Here is an 18,099-nt window from a genome sequence, read left to right as displayed (position 1 = left end):
TGATGCCGGGCTGCTAAAATGCCCGGCTAACCTGTGTTCTGTGACAGCTTGATGAAGACCGCCGATGAAAACCACTTTCCTCGATTTTGAACAGCCGATTGCCGAACTCGAAGCCAAGATTGAAGAACTGCGCTTCGTGCAGGACGACTCCGCGCTGGACATCTCGGAGGAAATCCGCCGCCTGCAGAAGAAGAGCCAGACGCTGACCAAGGACATCTATGCCAAGCTCAATGCCTGGCAGGTGTCGCAGGTGGCACGCCATCCACAACGGCCGTACACGCTCGATTATGCGCAGGGCCTGTTCACCGGTTTTGCCGAGTTGCACGGCGACCGCGCCTTTGCCGACGATGCCGCGATCGTCGGCGGCATCGCCCGCTTCAATGGCGAACCGGTGATGGTGATCGGCCACCAGAAAGGCCGCGACACCAAGGAAAAAATCTACCGCAATTTTGGCATGCCGCGCCCGGAGGGCTACCGCAAGGCACTGCGCCTGATGCGTCTGGCGGAGAAATTCGGCTTACCGATTTTCACCTTCATCGACACCCCCGGCGCCTACCCGGGCATCGGCGCGGAGGAACGCGGTCAGTCCGAGGCCATCGCACGCAATCTCTACGTGATGTCCGAGCTGCAGACACCGGTCATCTGCACCATCGTCGGCGAAGGCGGTTCCGGCGGCGCACTGGCGATCGGCGTCGGCGACCGCACGCTGATCCTGCAGTACTCGACCTATTCGGTGATCTCGCCCGAAGGCTGCGCTTCGATCCTGTGGAAGAGCGCCGACAAGGCGTCGGTCGCCGCCGAGACCCTGGGCATCACCGCCGACCGCCTGAAGGCGAACGGGCTGGTCGACCGCATCATCGAAGAGCCGCTGGGCGGCGCGCAGCGCGACTGGGATGTCATGTTCCAGTCGATGCGCCGCGCACTGACAGATACCCTCGCCGAGTTGCGCAAGCAGCCGGCCGATGTGCTGCTGGCTGCGCGCTACCAGCGCCTGCGGGCGTATGGCAGCTTCAAGGAAGTCCCTGTCAAATAAGGCCGCCGCCGCGGTGGCGGACAGCCTTGCCCGCCACGTTCCTCCCCGTGCACGTCTGACGCTGGCGTTGTCGGGCGGGCTCGACTCGGTGGTGCTGCTCCACCTTTTGCTGGCGCAGCGCCGTCAACATCCTTTTGATCTGCAGGCGGTACATGTGCATCACGGCCTGTCGCCGCATGCCGACCGTTGGGCGGATTTCTGCGCGCAGCTGTGCGCAGCGCGCGAGCTTGAATTAAGCATTCATCGCGTACGGATCGCGCGCGACGATGCGGCTGGCATCGAGGCGGCTGCACGGCGCGAACGTCAGCGCATTTTTGCGGTACTGGACACCGACTTCCTGCTCACCGCGCATCAGCAGGACGACCAGGCCGAAACGCTTCTGCTGCAGCTGTTGCGTGGCGCAGGGCCGAAAGGCCTGGCGGCGATGGCCGAGGCGCAAGGCCGGCCTGGGTGGCGGGCCGCGCATCTCCGTCCGCTGCTGGGCGTGCCGCGCGCCGTGCTGCTGGATTACGCGCAGGCGCATGGCATGGCGTGGGTCGACGACGAGAGCAATCAGGATACCCGCTACCGCCGCAATGCCTTGCGCCAGCAGGTGATGCCGCTGCTGGCCACGCATTTCCCCGGCGCCGCTGCCACCCTCGCGCGCGCTGCCGCGCTGCAGGCCGATGCGGCCGAATTGCTGGACGACCTGGCGCAGCTCGATGCCGCGACGGCCGTTGCCGGCGATCGCCTCGATTGCGCGGCGCTGGCCGGTTTGAGCCGGCCGCGCGCGCGCAATCTGCTGCGCTATTTTATCGAGCGGCACGGCCAGCCCATGCCGTGTGCGCGGCAGTTGAACGAGGCGCTGCACCAGCTGCTGGATGCGCGGCACGATGCGCGCGTGTGCGTCCGGCTGGGGCAGGTGGAGGTATGGCGCTTTCGAGGCGGAGCCTATCTCGCAGCGGTGGCGCCGGCTCCGGCTGCCCCGGTGCGCTGGCAGGGAGAAACGACGCTGGCGGTGCCCTCCGCGGGGGTGAGCGTGCGCATGGATGCCGAACTGGGCGCCGGCTTGAAACACGCCATGCTGGCGGCGGGAGAGGTCGCGCTCGGCGTGCGCCAAGGCGGTGAGCGCCTGCGTCTGCATGCGGGCGGACCTCGCCGCAGCCTCAAGAACCTGTTGCAGGAACGTGCTGTCCCGCCTTGGGAGCGCGATCGCCTGCCGCTGTTGTGGTGCGACGGACGCCTGCTGTGGGCGGCCGGCATCGGCTTCGATGCCGACGCGCGGGCGGCGCCCGGCGAGTCCGGCATCGTCCCGCGCGTGGTGGCTTAATCGCTGCGCTTTTCGGGCGTGTAGGCGGTGTGCAGGTGCACTGCAGCGACGCGCCGCTGGTGCATGCGGATATTGAGCATTTCCACCGTCAGCGAGAAGGCCATGGCGAAGTAGATGTAGCCTTTGGGCACGTGGTGGCCAAAGCCCTCGGCGATCAGCACCACACCCACCGCCACCAGGAAGGACAGCGCCAGCATCTTGATGCTGGGGTGATTCGACACGAAGCGGCCGATTGCACCGGCAAACAGCATCATCAGTCCGACCGAGACGACCACCGCCGCGATCATCACGGCGATGCTCTCCACCATGCCGACGGCGGTGATGATGGAATCCAGCGAAAATACGAGGTCGACCACCATGATCTGCAGGATGACGGCAGTGAAAGTGGCCTTGACCACGCTGGAACTGTGACCGTCCTCGCCTTCCAGCGATTGATGGATTTCGCTGGTGCTTTTCCACAGCAGGAACAGCCCGCCGCCGATCAGGATCAGGTCGCGCCCCGAGATATCCTGATCCAGTACGGTAAACAACGGCGCCGTCAGGCCGATGATCCACGCCAGTACCAGCAACAGGCCGATGCGCATGAACATGGCCATGCCCAGGCCCAGACGGCGCGCCAGTTCACGCTGCTTTTCCGGCAGCTTGTCGACCAGGATGGAAATGAAAATGATGTTGTCGATGCCCAGCACCAGTTCCAGTGCGGTGAGCGTGGCAAAGGCGATCCAGGCATTGGGATCGGTCAGGAGTTCGAGCATGGGGCGCGGTTCGGCGGATACGTAGACAGCCGCCACTATACGCAGGCGCGCGTTTGCGCGCCACGCCGGGCGGCAAAAACTGGCGGCGGGGTCAAGACAGGGAGGGGCGGCCGTGCTATTCTAGCGGGCTGATTTTCATGGTTTTTTGAACTATTTTCTCATTCGTCTGGAGCATTCGCATGGCCGTTCAGCGCACTTTTTCCATCATCAAACCCGACGCCGTCAAAAAGAACGTGATCGGCAAGATCGTCAGCCGCTTCGAGACCAACGGCCTCAAGGTCGTGGCCTCGAAAATGAAGCATCTGTCGCGTCAGGAAGCCGAGGGCTTCTATGCCGTGCACCGTGAGCGTCCCTTCTTCAAGGACCTGGTCGAGTTCATGATTTCCGGCCCGGTCGTGCTGCAGGTGCTGGAAGGCGAGGACGCCATTGCCAAGAACCGTGCACTGATGGGCGCGACCGACCCGAAGAAGGCCGAGCCCGGCACCATCCGCGCTGACTTTGCCGAGAGTATCGACGCCAATGCGGTGCACGGCTCCGACGCGCCGGAAACCGCGGCGGTCGAAATCGCCTACTTCTTCCCCGGCTGCGAAGTCTACGCCGGCCGTTAAGCCACGCATGCCGCAGAATCTGCTCGATCTCGATCTCGCAGGGCTGACCGCCTGGTTCGGCGAGCTCGGCGAAAAGCCGTTCCGCGCCCGCCAGGTGTTCCACTGGGTACACCAGTCGGGGGTGGCGGATTTTGCGCAGATGACCGACATCGCCAAGAGCCTGCGCGAAAAACTGCAGCAGCAGGCGGAGGTGAAGGCGCCGGTGGTCAATTACGCGCACACTTCGGCCGACGGCACGCGCAAGTGGCTGTTCGACGTCGGTCCGGGCGGCGGAGCCGCCAGCGATCAAACCTGGCGAAATGGCATCGAAACCGTGTTCATTCCGGAAGACGACCGCGGCACCCTGTGCGTGTCGTCGCAGGTCGGCTGCGCGCTGGAGTGCACCTTCTGCTCGACTGGGCGGCAGGGCTTCAATCGCAACCTGACGGTGGCCGAGATCATCGGCCAGCTGTGGGTAGCGCAGCACAGCCTGAAGACCGAACCCAACCGCACCACGGGTGAAACCGCCGGGCGGCCGGTGTCCAACGTAGTGATGATGGGCATGGGCGAGCCGCTGGCGAACTTCGAGAACGTGGTGACTGCGCTCGGCATCATGCTCGACGACCACGCCTACGGCCTGTCGCGGCGGCGCGTCACGGTGTCGACCTCGGGCCTGGTGCCGGCGATGGACCGGCTCGCCGAGCGTTGCCCAGTGGCGCTGGCGGTGAGCCTGCACGCGCCCAGCGACGCGCTGCGCGACCAGATCGTGCCGATCAACAGGAAGTATCCGTTGCGTGAGTTGATGGCGGCGTGCCGGCGTTATCTGGTGCATGCGCCGCGTGACTTCATTACTTTCGAATACGTCATGCTGGCCGGGGTGAACGATACGCCCGGGCATGCGCGTCAGCTGATCGAGCTGACGCGCGAGGTGTCGTGCAAGTTCAACCTCATCCCGTTCAATCCCTTCCCGGATTCCGGTTATGAAAAACCGCGTGCCGACGCCATGCGCGTATTCCGCGAGATTCTGCAGGATGCGGGCTACGTGGTTACCACACGCAAGACACGCGGCGACGATATCGACGCCGCCTGTGGCCAGCTGGCGGGCAAGGTGGCCGACAAGAGCGGGCGCGTGATGAAGCGGATGCACAAGGAGGCAGCGTGAAGAAATGGATCGTGATCGGGGCAGCCTTGCTCGCGGGCTGCGCGGGCCACTCTGCCGGGGGGGGCGGGGGCATCGCCAACACGGAAGCCGACAGCGGAAGCCGCCAGCGCGCCAGCGCGTTCACCGACCTGGCCGGCGCCTACTTCTCCCGTGCCCAGTACAAGATCGCGCTTGACGAACTGCGCAAGGCGATTACCGCCGATAGCCGGTTTGGCCCGGCCTACAATATCTACGGCCTGATCTACATGGAACTGGCCGAAGACAAACTGGCCGAGGAAAACTTCCGCCGCGCCATCGAACTGGATCGCAGCGATTCCGAAGCACGCAACAATTTCGGCTGGTTTCTCTGCTCACGTGGCCGCTACGACGAAGGTCTCGAACAGTTCAGCGCCGCCCTGCGCAATCCGCTGTATGCAAGGCCCGAGCAGGCGATGGCCAACGCCGGTCTGTGTGCGGAAAAGAAGGGTGATCTCGCGCTGGCCGAAGCCAATCTGGTGAAGTCGCTCAAGCTGCAACCCGACAATCCCAATACCATCCTGAAGCTCGCGGGACTGCATTTCCGCCAGGGCCGGCTGATGGAGACGCAGCGCTTGCTGGGCCGTCATGCCGAACTGGCGCCGCCGACCGCGGAAAGCCTGTGGCTGGGTGTGCGGCTGGAACGCAAGCTGGGCGACCGTACGCAGGAAGCAGCCTACGGCCTGCAACTGCGCAAACGCTTTCCCGATTCGGACGAAGCGCGCCTGCTGCTGGCGGGACAATACGAATGAGCGAGAACAGCCAGGCATCGGTCGGGCAGATCCTGCGCGACGCCCGCGAAGCGCAAGGGATTGCGCTTGACGACGTGGCGGTGCGCCTGCGCCTGATGCATCGCCAGATCGAGGCGATGGAGACGGATGATTTCGACAGCCTGGGTCAGTCCGTGTTCGCGCGCGGGTTTGTGCGCAACTATGCGCGCCTGCTGGGGCTCGCGCCCGAAGCCCTGCTGGCACGCATGCAGGGTGCGCCAGCCGAGCCTGCTGCGGTCAGCCCTGCTGGTCAGTCCGTGTCGCATTCCTGGCTGACTTCGCCCTGGCTGATACTGTCGCTGCTGGGCGTGCTGGTGGCGGTGGCGGTGCCGGTGGTGCTGTATTTGTGGCTGAACAGCGAGGTGGAGGAGGACTCGACCCAGCGGGGGGCCGTTGCCATGCAAACCCAGGTCGCCCCCGCTGCGGTGCCGGTACCTGTAGTGGAACCGGCAGAGTCCGTCTCCTCCGTCGTTCAGGCTGCTCTCGTCCCGGCTGATGCGCCTGCCGCCGCACCCGCTGAACCGGCCGGGGCCGGCACGCCAGCAACTCCGGCTCCAGCGGCCGGCAGTGTGCTGCATCTCGAATTTGGCGACGAGGCCTGGACCGAGATCAAGGATGCCAGCGGGCGCATGCTGCACCGCCAGCTCAACCCCGCGGGCGGCAGCGTGGATGTCAACGGTCAGCCGCCGTTCGATGTGGTGATCGGCAATGCAGCCCAGGCGCGGATGACATACAACGGCCGTCCCATCGATCTGTCGCCCTTTATCGACGCGACGGTCGCACGCTTCACGCTTGAAGAATAACCACCCTTGAAGAACAGCCCCCTGGAAGAATAATGATGTCTCAGATAGCCCGTCGCCCCAGCCGCCAGGTGCGGATCGGCCCTGTGCTGGTCGGCGGCGATGCGCCGGTGGTGGTGCAGTCGATGACCAATACCGATACCGTCGATATTGCGGCCACCGTGCGCCAGGTGCAGGCGCTGGCCGAGGCCGGCTCGGAACTGGTGCGACTCACCGTCAACACCCTGGAAGCCGCCGCCGCGGTGCCGCTCATCCGTGAGCGCCTCGACGTGCTGGGCTGCCGCGTGCCGCTGATCGGCGACTTTCACTTCAACGGTCACAAGCTGCTGACCCAGGTGCCGGAATGCGCGCAGGCGCTGGCGAAGCTGCGCATCAATCCGGGCAATATCGGACGCGGCAACAAGCGCGACGAACAGTTTGCCACCTTGATCGAGGTGGCGTGCCGTTACGACAAGCCGGTGCGCATCGGCGTCAACTGGGGCAGCCTCGACCAGGCGCTGGCGGCACGCATGATGGACGACAATGCGCGCCTCGCGCAGCCGGAAGACGCTGAGGTGGTGATGCGCCGTGCGATGGTGGCGTCGGCGCTGGAATCGGCGAAAAAGGCCGAGGAGTTGGGCCTCGGCGGCGACAGGATCATTTTGTCGTGCAAGATGAGCCGGGTGCAGGATCTGATCGCGGTGTACCGCGACCTCGCCGCGCAGTGCGACTATCCGCTGCATCTCGGGCTGACCGAGGCCGGCATGGGCAGCAAGGGCATCGTCGCCTCGACTGCCGCGCTGGCGGTGCTGCTGCAGGAAGGCATCGGCGACACCATCCGCATTTCGCTGACCCCCGAGCCGGGCGGCGACCGCACCCAGGAGGTTCGCGTCGGCCAGGAAATCCTGCAGGCACTCGGCCTGCGCGCCTTCACCCCGCAGGTCACCGCCTGCCCCGGCTGCGGGCGCACCACCTCGACCGTGTTCCAGGAACTGGCGCAGGACATCGAAGTCTACCTGCGCACCCAGATGCCGCTGTGGCGCAACCAGTATCCCGGCGTCGAAACCATGCAGGTGGCGGTGATGGGCTGCGTGGTCAACGGCCCCGGCGAATCCAAGCACGCCAACATCGGCATCTCGCTGCCTGGCACCGGCGAAGTGCCGGTCGCGCCGGTGTACGTCGACGGAGAGAAAACCGTGACGCTGAAGGGGGATCGCATCGCGGCTGACTTCCAGGCGATCGTCGAGGACTACGTGCAGCGTCGTTATGGCCATTGAAAAATCTTTATCCGCGAAGGACGCGAAGAAGCGCGAAGTAAAAACCTGGAAAAAACAGGTTTGGGGTTTCTTCGCGTCCCTTAGCGTCCTTCGCGGATAAAAAATTGATTCCCACAACATGAGCAACAACAACATTCAATCCGTGCGTGGCATGAACGACTGCCTGCCCGATGCCACCGATATCTGGCAGGGCTTCGAGGCGATCGTGCGTGACTGGCTGCGGCGCTATGGCTACCGCGAGATGCGCACGCCGATCCTTGAGCACACCGGCCTGTTCAAACGCGCCATCGGCGAGGTGACCGACATCGTCGAGAAGGAGATGTACACCTTCGTCGACGAGCTGAACGGCGAATCGCTGACGCTGCGCCCGGAGGGTACGGCGTCCTCGGTGCGCGCGGTGATCCAGCACAACCTGCTGTACGACGGCGGCAAGCGCCTCTGGTACACCGGCCCGATGTTTCGCCACGAGCGCCCGCAGAAGGGGCGCTACCGGCAGTTTCATCAGGTCGGCGTCGAGGCGCTTGGCTTTGCCGGGCCCGACACCGATGCCGAGCTGATCGTGATGTGCGCCGATCTCTGGCGCGAGCTCGGCATCGCCCCGACGCTGCAGCTCAATACTCTGGGCGATCATGCCGCACGGCAGCGCCACCGGCAGAAACTGATCGCCTATTTCGAGGCGCATCAGGATGCGCTCGACGAGGATGCGAAGCGCCGTCTGCACAGCAATCCGCTGCGCATTCTCGACAGCAAGAACCCGGCAATGCAGGCGCTGAACGATGCCGCACCAAAATTGATGGACGAGCTCGAGAACGAGGCGCTGGCGCACTTCGACGCCGTGCAGGCCCTGTTGCGCGCGAACGGCATCGCATTCGAGATCAATCCGCGTCTGGTGCGCGGACTGGATTACTACAATCGCACCGTGTTCGAATGGGTGACCGACCAGCTCGGCGCGCAGGGAACGGTGTGTGCCGGCGGCCGCTACGACGGTCTGATCGAACAGCTCGGCGGCAAACCCGCGCCGGCTGCCGGCTTCGCCATGGGAATCGAGCGGCTGCTGGCGCTGATCGAAGCCGGCGGGCGGGCCATTGCGACGCCGGTGCCGGACGCCTACATCGTCCACGCTGGCGACGCGGCGCAGGCGTATGCGTGGCAGGTGGCGTCCGCGCTGCGCGGCGCGGGGCTTGCCGGCGTGCTGCATTGCGGCGGCGGCAGCTTCAAGTCGCAGATGAAAAAGGCCGATGCCAGCCGTGCGCGCTATGCGGTGATCATCGGCGACGACGAAGCGGCGGCGCAGCAGGTGACGCTGAAGCCGCTGCGCAGCAGCGCCGGGCAGACCCGAGTCGAGATGACGCTGGCGATCGAATTTCTGAAACAGGCAACAATTTAAAAGGTATAGCACGATGGCAACCTACGACCTCGACGAGCAGGAACGGCTGGACGAACTGAAAGCCTGGTGGAAACGCTGGGGCAGCCTGGTGATGATCGGCCTGGCCGTGGTGATCGCCGCGTCGGCGGGCTGGCGTTACTGGCAGCACCGCACGCTGACGCAAAGCCTGGAAGCGGCCGCCGTGTACGAAAAACTGACGCAGTCGCTGGCAGCCAACGATGCCAAGGCTGCGCGCGAGGCCGGCTCGATGCTGATCGATCAGTACAAGGGCACGGCCTACGCCCCACGCGCCGCGATGCTGCTGGCCAAGCTCAACGTCCTTGGCAAGGACCTGAAAAGCGCGCAGACCCAACTGGAATGGGCGGCGGCCAACAGCAAGGAACCTGCCGTCAGGGATCTGGCGCGTCTGCGCCTGGCCGGCGTGCAACTCGACCAGAAGCAATATGACGCCGCGCTGAAAACTCTGTCGGCTACGCACAGCGATGCCTTCGCCTTCCGCTTCCACGATACGAAGGGCGACGTGCTGCTGGCGCAGGGCAAGCAGGCCGAGGCGCGCGCGGCCTATCAGACGGCGTTCGGCAAAATGCAGGAGGACGACCCCTACCGCACTATCGTCGAACTGAAACTCGATGCGCTGGGAGGAGAGGTCAAGTGATGATGCGTTTGATTGCCGCCGGTTTGGCGCTGTCGCTGTCGGGGTGCGGCGCGGTCGGCTCGATGACCAGCACGGTGGGCGGCTGGTTCGGTTCCGGCCCGGCCAAGGCCAAACCCGCCGAACTGGTCGAGTTCAAACCAAGCGCCAGTCTCGGCGAGGCCTGGAAAGGCGAAACCGGCGACGCGGATGGGCGCCTGTTCCGCCCGCAAGCCGAAGGCGACGATGTGCTGGCCGCCGGCGGCAGTCGGGTGGTGCGCATCGCCGTGGCCAACGGCAACATGGTGTGGCGTACCGATACCGGCGTGAAACTTTCGGCCGGGGCCGGCGCGGGCCAGGGCCTGGTGCTGGCCGGCGGCGGCAAGGGCGAGCTGCTGGCGCTCGATTTTGGCAGCGGGCAGGTGCGCTGGAAAGTGCCGCTGTCGAGCGAGGTGACCGGACAACTGCTGGCGGTGGCTGATATGGTGATCGCGCGTACCGGCGATGGCCGCGTGCACGGCCTGGCCGCCGCGGACGGCAGCCGCAAATGGCTGTACAGCCGCAACCTGCCGGCATTGAGCCTGCGCGGATCGGGCGGCATGACTGTGCGCGACGACGTGCTCTACGCCGGATTCCCCGGCGGCAAGCTGGTTGCGCTCAACGTCGCCAACGGCGCGCAGCTGTGGGAAGCCACGGTGGCGCTGCCACGCGGGGCGACCGAACTCGAACGGGTGGCCGACGTGATGGGCAATCCCGTGGTGGATGAACGGCAGGTGTGTGCCGTCACCTATCAGGGGCGGGTGGCCTGCTTCGATCGCCGCAACGGCGCACCGTTGTGGGCACGCGACGCCTCCAGCAACAGCGGGCTGGCGATGGACGAGCGCAATGTCTACGTCACCGACGACAAGGATGCCGTGACCGCCTACGACAAGACCAGTGGCCGTGCCGGCTGGCGGCAGGACAAGCTGGCGCGCCGTCAGGTCACCGCGCCGCTGGCGCTGGGCGCCTGGGTGGTGGTGGCCGACGGCGAAGGCGTCGTGCATGTGCTGTCGGCCGAAGACGGCAGTTTCGTTGCGCGTGCCAAGGTCGACAGCAACGTGCGCACGGCGCCGGTCGACATCGGGCCCGGCTTCGCCGTGCAGACGGCCAAGGGCAATGTCGTCGCTTTCAGGCTCAAATAAACACAGCGCGCCGGCTTTGCCGACGCGTCAGCAAGGATAGCCATGCTTCCCACTCTGGTTCTTGTCGGGCGTCCCAACGTCGGCAAGTCCACCCTGTTCAACCGCCTTACCGGCACGCGCGACGCCCTGGTGCACGACCTGCCGGGGATGACGCGCGACCGCCATTACGGGCGTGGCCGCATCGGCGGCAAGCCCTATCTGGTGGTCGATACCGGCGGTCTCGAGCCGGTGGCCAAGGAAGGCATCATGGCCGAGATGGCACGCCAGACGCTGCAGGCCATCGACGAGGCCGATGCCATCATTTTCATGGTCGATGCGCGCAGCGGCCTGACACCGCAGGACAAGGTGATCGCCGACCGCTTGCGCCGCGCGGCGTGCCCGGTGCTGCTCGCAGTCAACAAGGCCGAAGGCATGAACCGCGCCGTGGTCACCGCCGAGTTCCACGAGCTGGGATTGGGCGAGCCGCTGGCGATTTCGGGCGCGCATGGCGACGGCATCGCCGACCTGGTGGACGAGGCGCTGGCGCCGTTTCCCGCAGAGGAAGAAAAACCCGATGAATTCGGCATCCCCAAGATCGCGCTGGTGGGCCGTCCTAACGTCGGCAAATCCACCTTGGTCAACGCGCTGGTCGGCGAGGAACGCGTGATCGCGTTCGACCAGCCGGGCACCACGCGTGACTCGATCTACGTCGAGTTCGAGCGCGACGGCAAGCCCTACATCCTGATCGACACCGCCGGCGTGCGGCGCCGCGGCAAGGTGTTCGAGACGGTGGAGAAATTCTCCGTCATCAAGACCCTGCAGGCGATCGAGGATGCCAACGTGGTGGTGCTGGTGCTCGACGCGCGCGAGAATATTTCCGAGCAGGACGCGCATCTCGCGGGCTTCGTGCTGGAAACCGGGCGCGCGCTGGTGGTCGCGATCAACAAGTGGGATGGCCTCAGCCCCGAGCAGCGCGACGACATCAAGCGCGACATCGGCCGCAAACTCGCCTTCCTCGACTTTGCCCGCTTCAACTACATCTCGGCGCTGAAGGGCAAAGGCCTCGAAAACCTGCTGAAGGATGTGGAAGCGGCGCATGCTGCCGCCTTCCTCAAGATGTCGACCCCCAAGCTGACGCGGGTGCTGGAGATGGCGGTGGAACAGCACGCGCCACCCAAGAACGGTCTGTTCCGTCCCAAGCCGCGCTACGCCCACCAGGGTGGCAAGAACCCGCCGGTCATCATCCTGCACGGCAACGCGCTGGAAGGCCTGCGCGACGATTACAAGCGCTATCTGGAAAGCAGTTTCCGCAAGGCCTTCAAGCTGCAGGGCACGCCGCTGCGCATCCAGGTCAAGGAAGACAGCGGCAAGAACCCTTTTGAAGGCAAGGCGCGCGCGCCGCTGAGCGAAAGCGAGGCGACGCGGATGCGGCGCAAGAAGCGGGTGCGGCGCAAGGTCTACGGCGCGGATTGAGCGCTTGGATCGGCGCTTGATACGCAAGATCTGGCCATGGCTGCTGGTGCTGGGCGGTGTGCTGGCGGGGCTGATCCTCACCCTGCAGGTGGTGCGCTCGGCCGATGCGGGAATGCGTGTGCAGTTCCTGACCGAAGCGCGCCTGATGCAGCGTTCACTCGATTGGGCGGCGGTGAAGGCGCTGCGCGGCGAGGCAAATGACGCCACGCGCGAGGAATATGCCCGCCTCAAGCAGCAGCTCGAGGCGCTGCGGAGCGTCAGCCCGCAGTACCGTTTCGTGTATCTGCTGGGATGGCATGACGAGGGCGGGGTCCGTTTCCTGGTGGACTCCGAGCCTGCCGATTCATCCGATTTTTCACCCTCCGGCATGGCCTACGGCGAGGCGAGCGAGCAGCTGGTCGCCCTGTTTTCCGGCAACCGGCCGATGACCGAAGGTCCGCTGAGTGATAGCTGGGGGGTATGGGTCAGCGCACTGGTGCCGCAGGTCGACCCGCAGACCGGTCAAACCATCGCGGTGCTGGGGCTGGATGTTGACGCCAACCTATGGCGGCGAACGCTGCTGCATGCGGCGATGCTGCCGCTCGGTGCAACGCTGGTGTTCGTGCTGACCTCAAGCCTGCTGTTTTATATACGGGCGCGCATCCGCAGGGAGCACGCGCGGCTCATGACGTCGGAAGGCAGACTGTACGAACAGGCCTATCACGACAGCCTGACCGGCTTGCCCAATCAGCGTCTGCTAGCCGACCACATGACCCAGGCGTTGTCGCATGCCCACCGGATGGGAAGCCGGGCGGCGATCCTGTTCCTCGACCTGGACCGTTTCAAGAACGTCAACGATTCGCTCGGCCATGCCATGGGCGATGCACTGCTGTGCGCGGTGGCCGGCCGATTGTGTGCGCTGGTGCGGGAGGACGATACGGTGGCCCGGTTGGGCGGCGACGAGTTCGTGATCCTGCTGCTTGAAATCCGGGACGATGACGACGCGCGTCATGTCGCCGAAAAAATCATCGCCGAACTCGCCAAACCCATCACGGTCGGCGATCAGAGCGTGTCGGTGGGAGTCAGTGTCGGCATCGCGCTGTATCCCGACGACGCGCTGGATGCGGAGGGCTGGCTGGCCTGCGCGGACCGCGCCATGTATGCGGCCAAGGACGGTGGCCGCAATACCTTTCAGTTCGCCGACCCGCTGCAGAATGCACGCGCAAGGGAGCGCCTGTCCACCGAAACCGGCTTGCGCCAAGGGCTGGAACGCGGCGAATTCGAACTGTTCTACCAGCCGGTGTTTTCGCTTGCGCACGGTGCGCTCGTCGGGATCGAGGCATTGGTGCGCTGGCGTCACCCCGAATGGGAGTGGGTGGAGCCGGCGCGCTTCATTCCCGTTGCCGAAGATTCCGGGCTGATCGTTCCGCTCGGCGACTGGATTCTCGCCGAGGCCTGCCGGGCGGCACGGCGCTGGCACCAGCAGGGGGCGCCGGCCGTGCCGGTCATGGTCAACGTCTCGGCGCTGCAGTTGCGCCGCCCGAGCTTTGAGGAACGGCTGAGCGCGGTGCTGCAGGAAACGGAGCTTCCGCCGGCGCTGCTGGAACTGGAGCTGACCGAGTCGGCCATCATGCAGGAGACGCTCGCCGGGTCAGCGTTGCTGCATCGCCTGGCGGAAGAGGGGGTAGGGCTGGCGATCGACGATTTCGGCACCGGTTATTCCAGCCTGGCTTATCTGCGGAAACTGGACGCCACGCGCCTGAAAATCGACCGCAGCTTTGTCGCGGACATGGTCGAGGATGCCGAGGCCCGCGCCATTGTCGCCAGCATGGTGGGGATGGCGCGGGCGCTGGGCCTGAAAGTGACGGCAGAAGGCGTGGAGACCGCAGCCCAGGTCGAATTGTTGCGGGACCTGGGGTGTGACGATGTCCAGGGGTATTACTTTGCGCCGCCGTTCGCCGAAGTCGCGTTTCGGTCCCGCTTGCCCGAGTGGCAGAACGGGTTCAGTCCAGCCAGCGCACCAGATAGTACAGTTTGAAGCCTTCCGACGAGCGCGCCGGGCCGCTGGCAATCGCGGCGTGGCGATTTTTTGCGGGATCGGCGTGCGCCAGCGCCTCGGCTTCGCTGGTGTAGACCTCGACCACGCCCTCGGGAAAGCGCTTGCGGTTCTTGCCGGAAGGCGAATAGATCACGACCGCCGAGGTGCCGACGACACTGGATTCGACATCGGTGAACAGGCTGGTGGCTTGCGGCATGCTCAGTGCGTTTTTTTTGGGATGCTGCTGATCTTGACGGCGTGGGTGTTGGGTGTCTCGTCACTGAAGTGCGGGCGCTCTTCAAGGGTACGGCCGGTGAGCTGGGCAAGTTCGGTTTCGCGGCCGGAGATCACCAGTAGGCAATCCTTGATGCCGAGCACGGTGGCTTCGGAGAGCGGGCTGGGGTTGCCGTCACGCGGCGCGGTATCGCGCACGATGGAAGTGAGCGTTTTGCGCATCATGCGCATAAGGCGCTGCTCGTCGTGCAGGGCTTTTTCGTCCATGGGGAATACTCCGAGAATACGGCAAAGGTTCGGTATTGTCGGCGCCGGCCGGGGCTTCGTCAACGCAAGGCCCTGGTGAAAGCGGGGGGATAAAAAGCCTGACTGGGGGCATAAGCAGAATGAACCGCCACCATCGGGCGGCTGCTTTATGCTTCCTGGCAAAGGAGAAACCGCATGTCAGACCCGAACGCCCCGGACAATACCAGCGAAGTTCGCGAAATCCGCATCAATCCCATCGTGCCGAGCGAATCGGTGCTGGTCGCCACAGCGCGCAGCATGCGCCCGAAAAAAGCCGAGGAACTGGCGCCACGCGACACCCGCAAGCACGTCGAAACCTGCCCGTTCTGCCGCGGCAACGAGCACAAGACGCCGCCGGTGATCCTGAGCTGGCCGCCGGAAGGCGACTGGCAGATTCGCATGGTGGAAAACCTCTACCCGGTGCTGGGCGACGATCGCGAACAAGCCGGCTTCAACTTCGGCCTGCAGCAGACCATCGACGGCTACGGCCGGCACGAAGTCATCATCGATCACCACGAGCATGGCATTGCCGTACAGGACATGGCGGAAAGCCATCTGGCCGCGCTGTTCGGCGTCTACCAGGCGCGCATGCAGCAGCTGTTCGCGTCCGACGAGCGCCTGAAATACGTGCTGGTATTCAAGAATTTCGGCCCGGCGGCCGGCGCGTCGATTCCGCATACGCACAGCCAGGTGATCGCGATGCCGGTGGTGCCGGAGAACGTCGACGCCGAGGTGAAAAACAGCGCCGCGTATTACGCCAAGCACCACCACTGCATTTTTTGCGCGCTGATCGACGAGGCGCTGACCTTCGAGGCGACGATCTACGACCGCAATTCGGGTGCAGTGCGGCGCAAGATCAACGTCGGTCAGTATGTGGTCGAGCGCGGCGAGAAGTTCATCGCGATCAAGCCCTTCGCCAGCCGTTACGAATGGGAAGTGCACATCCTGCCGCTGGCGCACCAGGCCGATTTTCTCGACGTGCGCGGCGAGGATCTGGCCGACCTGGCGCGGGTAGTGAAGCGCACCATGGCGCGGCTGGATGCCGTCATCGGCGGCGCGCAGTACAATTTCTTCCTGCACTCCGTGCCGCATGGCGGTACGGACTCGAAACATGGCGTGCCGCACGGCGCGTACGCCGCGAGCTATCACTGGCATCTGGAAATCTGCCCGCGCACCTCCATTCCGACCGGGTTCGAACTGGGCTCGGGGCTGTTCGTCAACACCATCAACCCGGAACAGGCCGCCGAGCGTTTGCGTGCAGTGGATTTGTAACGGTCGCGAGAAGGCTAGAATGGCGCCTGTTAACCAGCTTCAACGGCGATCATGCAGGCAGTCAACCAATCCGGTCAGCGCGTACCATTGTCCAGCCATGGCGACACGCATGTCGATCGCCTGAATGCCTTGTGGAAACTGTCGGTACGAGGCGGCCTGAGCGATGCCGAGCGCATCCGTGCCATGCTGGCGATGGCGGCCGGGGTGCTGGACATGGATCTGGTGGTGCTGAGCGAGCTTGGCGAGCACTGCACCGCACGCTATGTCAGCGATCGCCTGGGAGTGTTTCCGGAAGGCAGCAGGCAGGCGCTGGAAGCGTCGCCGTTCCATATTGTCATTCATACCCGTACGCCGTCCCATATCGCCGATCTGGCCGCGCACCCCCTGTATGCCGGCAATCCGCTGGTGACCGAGTTTGGCATGCGTGCCTTCTCCGGGATTCCGGTGTCGGTTGGCGACGAGACCGAGACGCGCTGGGTGCTGGCTTTTTTGCGCAGATGCAGCGAATCGCCGCCCGGCGCGGTGGATGTCGGCTACATGAGCCTGATCGCCGACTGGCTCGGCAATGCGCTGCATCAGTCCGCGCAAAAGGACTTGCTGCAGCGCATCGCGCTGACCGATCCGCTGACCGGCCTGCCCAATCGGCGGGCGGCCGAAGAGCGCCTGCAAAAGGAACGCGCACGCACGCTGCGCGACGGCCATGGCTTTGCGCTGGCCCTGGTCGACCTCGACCATTTCAAGATGGTGAACGATCGTTACGGCCATGCCGTGGGAGACGAAGTGCTGAAATCCGTGGCGCGTCGCTTCGAGAGCGGGCTGCGCGAAGGCGACTGGGTGGCGCGCTGGGGCGGGGAAGAATTTTTGTTCGTGCTGCATGGCAGCACCGTGGACGAAGCTGCCGGCATCATGGAACGGTTGGCCGGCCGGGCCCGTACGACGCCCATCCAGACCAGCGTGGGGGCCCTTTCACTGAGTTTCTCGGCGGGGGTGGCGGCTTTCGGCGTGAACGACAGCGAAACCCTGCCGATGCTGGAAAAAATCGACCATGCCTTGTATCGGGCCAAGGCCGATGGCCGCGACCAGGTCAGGATGGCGGCGCTGGACAGCCTGCCGTGGAACAGTACGTTGCTGCGGCAGGCGCTGGCTGAAAACCGGGTCAGGCTGGCCTCGCAGGTCATCGTCGATTTGCAGACCGGGCAGGCCATTGCGGACGAAGCACTGGCACGCATCGAGACCGCGACCGGCGAGATCGTCGAGGCCCAGGAGTTCGTCGACATGGCGGAAGGGCTGGGGCTGATGGCTGAAATCGACCGCCAGGTGATCCGCAACGTGATGCAGCACTGCGTGGTGCGAATGAATGAAGGCGGGGCATCCGATTTCATTCATTTCGTGAATGTGTCGCCGCAATTCCTGGCACGCCGCGATCTGGTCGAGGAGATGTTCGACAATGCCATGGATTATTGCCAGACCTGCAGCGCGATGTTGGGGCCGGCCAAGCCCATCGTGCTGGAACTGACCGAGCGCCAGCACATCGTCAGCCTGGAGAAGCTGCGCGCCGATTTGCAGCCCTTCATCGACTTCGGCTTCCGGCTGGCGCTGGACGATTTCGGCAGCGGCTATTCGTCCTATCTGTACCTGGCGCACCTGCCGGTCAGCTTCCTGAAAATCGAAGGCTGGCTGGTGTCGCATATGCGCCAGGACCGCAAGGTGGCGAGCATCGTCGAAAGCCTGGCGAATTTTGCACGCAAGGAGGGCATGCATACCGTGGCCGAGCACGTCGAGGATGCGGAAACCGCACGCATCCTCGCAGACATGGGCGTGGACTACGGGCAGGGCTGGCATTTCGGCCGCCCGCAACTGGTTTGACCCGCGCAGGATCAAGCGCTGAAGCCAACGGAAAATGAGAGACCTACAATGCATGCCAAGCCGCGATATCTCCGGGACATCTGCGTA

At 64.8% G+C, this 18,099-nt stretch carries 17 protein-coding genes; 14 read left to right on the top strand and 3 right to left on the bottom strand.

The genetic code is table 11. The features are described 5' to 3' along the window. Positions 1-64 precede the first annotated feature (64 nt). Complete coding sequence (locus B059_RS0107990) at positions 65-1,033, top strand: acetyl-CoA carboxylase carboxyltransferase subunit alpha (protein ID WP_018077720.1); 969 nt, start codon at positions 65-67, stop codon at positions 1,031-1,033. Beyond that, the gene (gene tilS / locus B059_RS0107985) at positions 1,002-2,342 is read left to right on the top strand and encodes a tRNA lysidine(34) synthetase TilS (protein WP_245538753.1); all 1,341 of its coding nucleotides are present in this window, start codon (positions 1,002-1,004) and stop codon (positions 2,340-2,342) included. The genes B059_RS0107990 and tilS overlap by 32 nt, the downstream gene beginning before the upstream one ends. Here the strand turns inward: tilS and B059_RS0107980 are convergent. After that, positions 2,339-3,097 (bottom strand): TerC family protein, encoded by a 759-nt coding sequence (locus B059_RS0107980; protein ID WP_018077718.1) that lies wholly within the window; start codon positions 3,095-3,097, stop codon positions 2,339-2,341. The two genes, tilS and B059_RS0107980, sit on opposite strands and share 4 nt — an antisense overlap. A 179-nt stretch (positions 3,098-3,276) precedes the next feature. On the opposite strand from B059_RS0107980, the gene ndk reads away from it, so the two are divergent. From ndk to B059_RS19895, 10 genes are all read left to right on the top strand, one after another. After that, the gene (ndk, locus tag B059_RS0107975) at positions 3,277-3,705 is read left to right on the top strand and encodes a nucleoside-diphosphate kinase (protein ID WP_018077717.1); all 429 of its coding nucleotides are present in this window, start codon (positions 3,277-3,279) and stop codon (positions 3,703-3,705) included. A 7-nt stretch (positions 3,706-3,712) separates the two neighbouring features. Continuing rightward, positions 3,713-4,846, top strand: a complete 1,134-nt coding sequence (gene rlmN / locus B059_RS0107970; RefSeq protein WP_018077716.1) for a dual-specificity RNA methyltransferase RlmN — start codon at positions 3,713-3,715, stop codon at positions 4,844-4,846. Further along, positions 4,843-5,613, top strand: a complete 771-nt coding sequence (gene pilW / locus B059_RS0107965; RefSeq protein ID WP_018077715.1) for a type IV pilus biogenesis/stability protein PilW — start codon at positions 4,843-4,845, stop codon at positions 5,611-5,613. The genes rlmN and pilW overlap by 4 nt, the downstream gene beginning before the upstream one ends. Continuing rightward, a complete protein-coding gene (locus tag B059_RS0107960; protein WP_018077714.1) occupies positions 5,610-6,434 on the top strand; it encodes a RodZ domain-containing protein in 825 nt (274 codons plus the stop codon). Before pilW ends, B059_RS0107960 begins: the two co-directional genes overlap by 4 nt. Before the next feature lie 32 nt (positions 6,435-6,466). Then, a complete protein-coding gene (gene ispG / locus B059_RS0107955) occupies positions 6,467-7,687 on the top strand; it encodes a flavodoxin-dependent (E)-4-hydroxy-3-methylbut-2-enyl-diphosphate synthase (RefSeq protein WP_018077713.1) in 1,221 nt (406 codons plus the stop codon). A 118-nt stretch (positions 7,688-7,805) separates the two neighbouring features. Further along, entirely contained in the window at positions 7,806-9,074 is a 1,269-nt protein-coding gene (gene hisS / locus B059_RS0107950; RefSeq protein ID WP_018077712.1) for a histidine--tRNA ligase, read from the top strand. 13 nt (positions 9,075-9,087) lie between these two features. Beyond that, the gene (locus B059_RS0107945; protein WP_018077711.1) at positions 9,088-9,729 is read left to right on the top strand and encodes a YfgM family protein; all 642 of its coding nucleotides are present in this window, start codon (positions 9,088-9,090) and stop codon (positions 9,727-9,729) included. Further along, on the top strand, positions 9,729-10,886 hold the full coding sequence (bamB, locus tag B059_RS0107940; protein ID WP_018077710.1) for an outer membrane protein assembly factor BamB: 1,158 nt from the start codon (positions 9,729-9,731) through the stop codon (positions 10,884-10,886). The genes B059_RS0107945 and bamB overlap by 1 nt, the downstream gene beginning before the upstream one ends. 42 nt (positions 10,887-10,928) lie before the next feature. Continuing rightward, positions 10,929-12,338, top strand: coding sequence for a ribosome biogenesis GTPase Der (der, locus tag B059_RS0107935; RefSeq protein WP_018077709.1), 1,410 nt, complete (start codon positions 10,929-10,931; stop codon positions 12,336-12,338). A 16-nt stretch (positions 12,339-12,354) separates the two neighbouring features. Continuing rightward, positions 12,355-14,355, top strand: coding sequence for a putative bifunctional diguanylate cyclase/phosphodiesterase (locus tag B059_RS19895; RefSeq protein ID WP_018077708.1), 2,001 nt, complete (start codon positions 12,355-12,357; stop codon positions 14,353-14,355). On the opposite strand, the gene B059_RS0107925 is transcribed toward B059_RS19895, so the two are convergent. Beyond that, on the bottom strand, positions 14,321-14,572 hold the full coding sequence (locus B059_RS0107925; RefSeq protein ID WP_018077707.1) for a hypothetical protein: 252 nt from the start codon (positions 14,570-14,572) through the stop codon (positions 14,321-14,323). The genes B059_RS19895 and B059_RS0107925 overlap by 35 nt on opposite strands. Positions 14,573-14,574: 2 nt before the next feature. Continuing rightward, a complete protein-coding gene (locus tag B059_RS0107920) occupies positions 14,575-14,856 on the bottom strand; it encodes a hypothetical protein (protein ID WP_018077706.1) in 282 nt (93 codons plus the stop codon). Positions 14,857-15,030: 174 nt separating this feature from the next. Between B059_RS0107920 and B059_RS0107915 the strand changes: the two genes are divergently transcribed. Then, positions 15,031-16,146 carry a galactose-1-phosphate uridylyltransferase gene (locus tag B059_RS0107915; RefSeq protein ID WP_018077705.1) on the top strand — a complete coding sequence of 372 codons (1,116 nt, stop codon included), beginning with the start codon at positions 15,031-15,033 and terminating at the stop codon, positions 16,144-16,146. A gap of 51 nt (positions 16,147-16,197) precedes the next feature. Next, the gene (locus B059_RS18840) at positions 16,198-18,012 is read left to right on the top strand and encodes a putative bifunctional diguanylate cyclase/phosphodiesterase (protein WP_018077704.1); all 1,815 of its coding nucleotides are present in this window, start codon (positions 16,198-16,200) and stop codon (positions 18,010-18,012) included. The last annotated feature ends 87 nt before the right edge of the window (positions 18,013-18,099 follow it).

The organism is Thiobacillus denitrificans DSM 12475 (genome assembly GCF_000376425.1).
Taxonomy (GTDB): Bacteria; Pseudomonadota; Gammaproteobacteria; order Burkholderiales; family Thiobacillaceae; genus Thiobacillus; species Thiobacillus denitrificans.
Note: the sequence above shows the minus strand (reverse complement) of the source record. Positions and strands in the feature narration are given on the sequence as shown.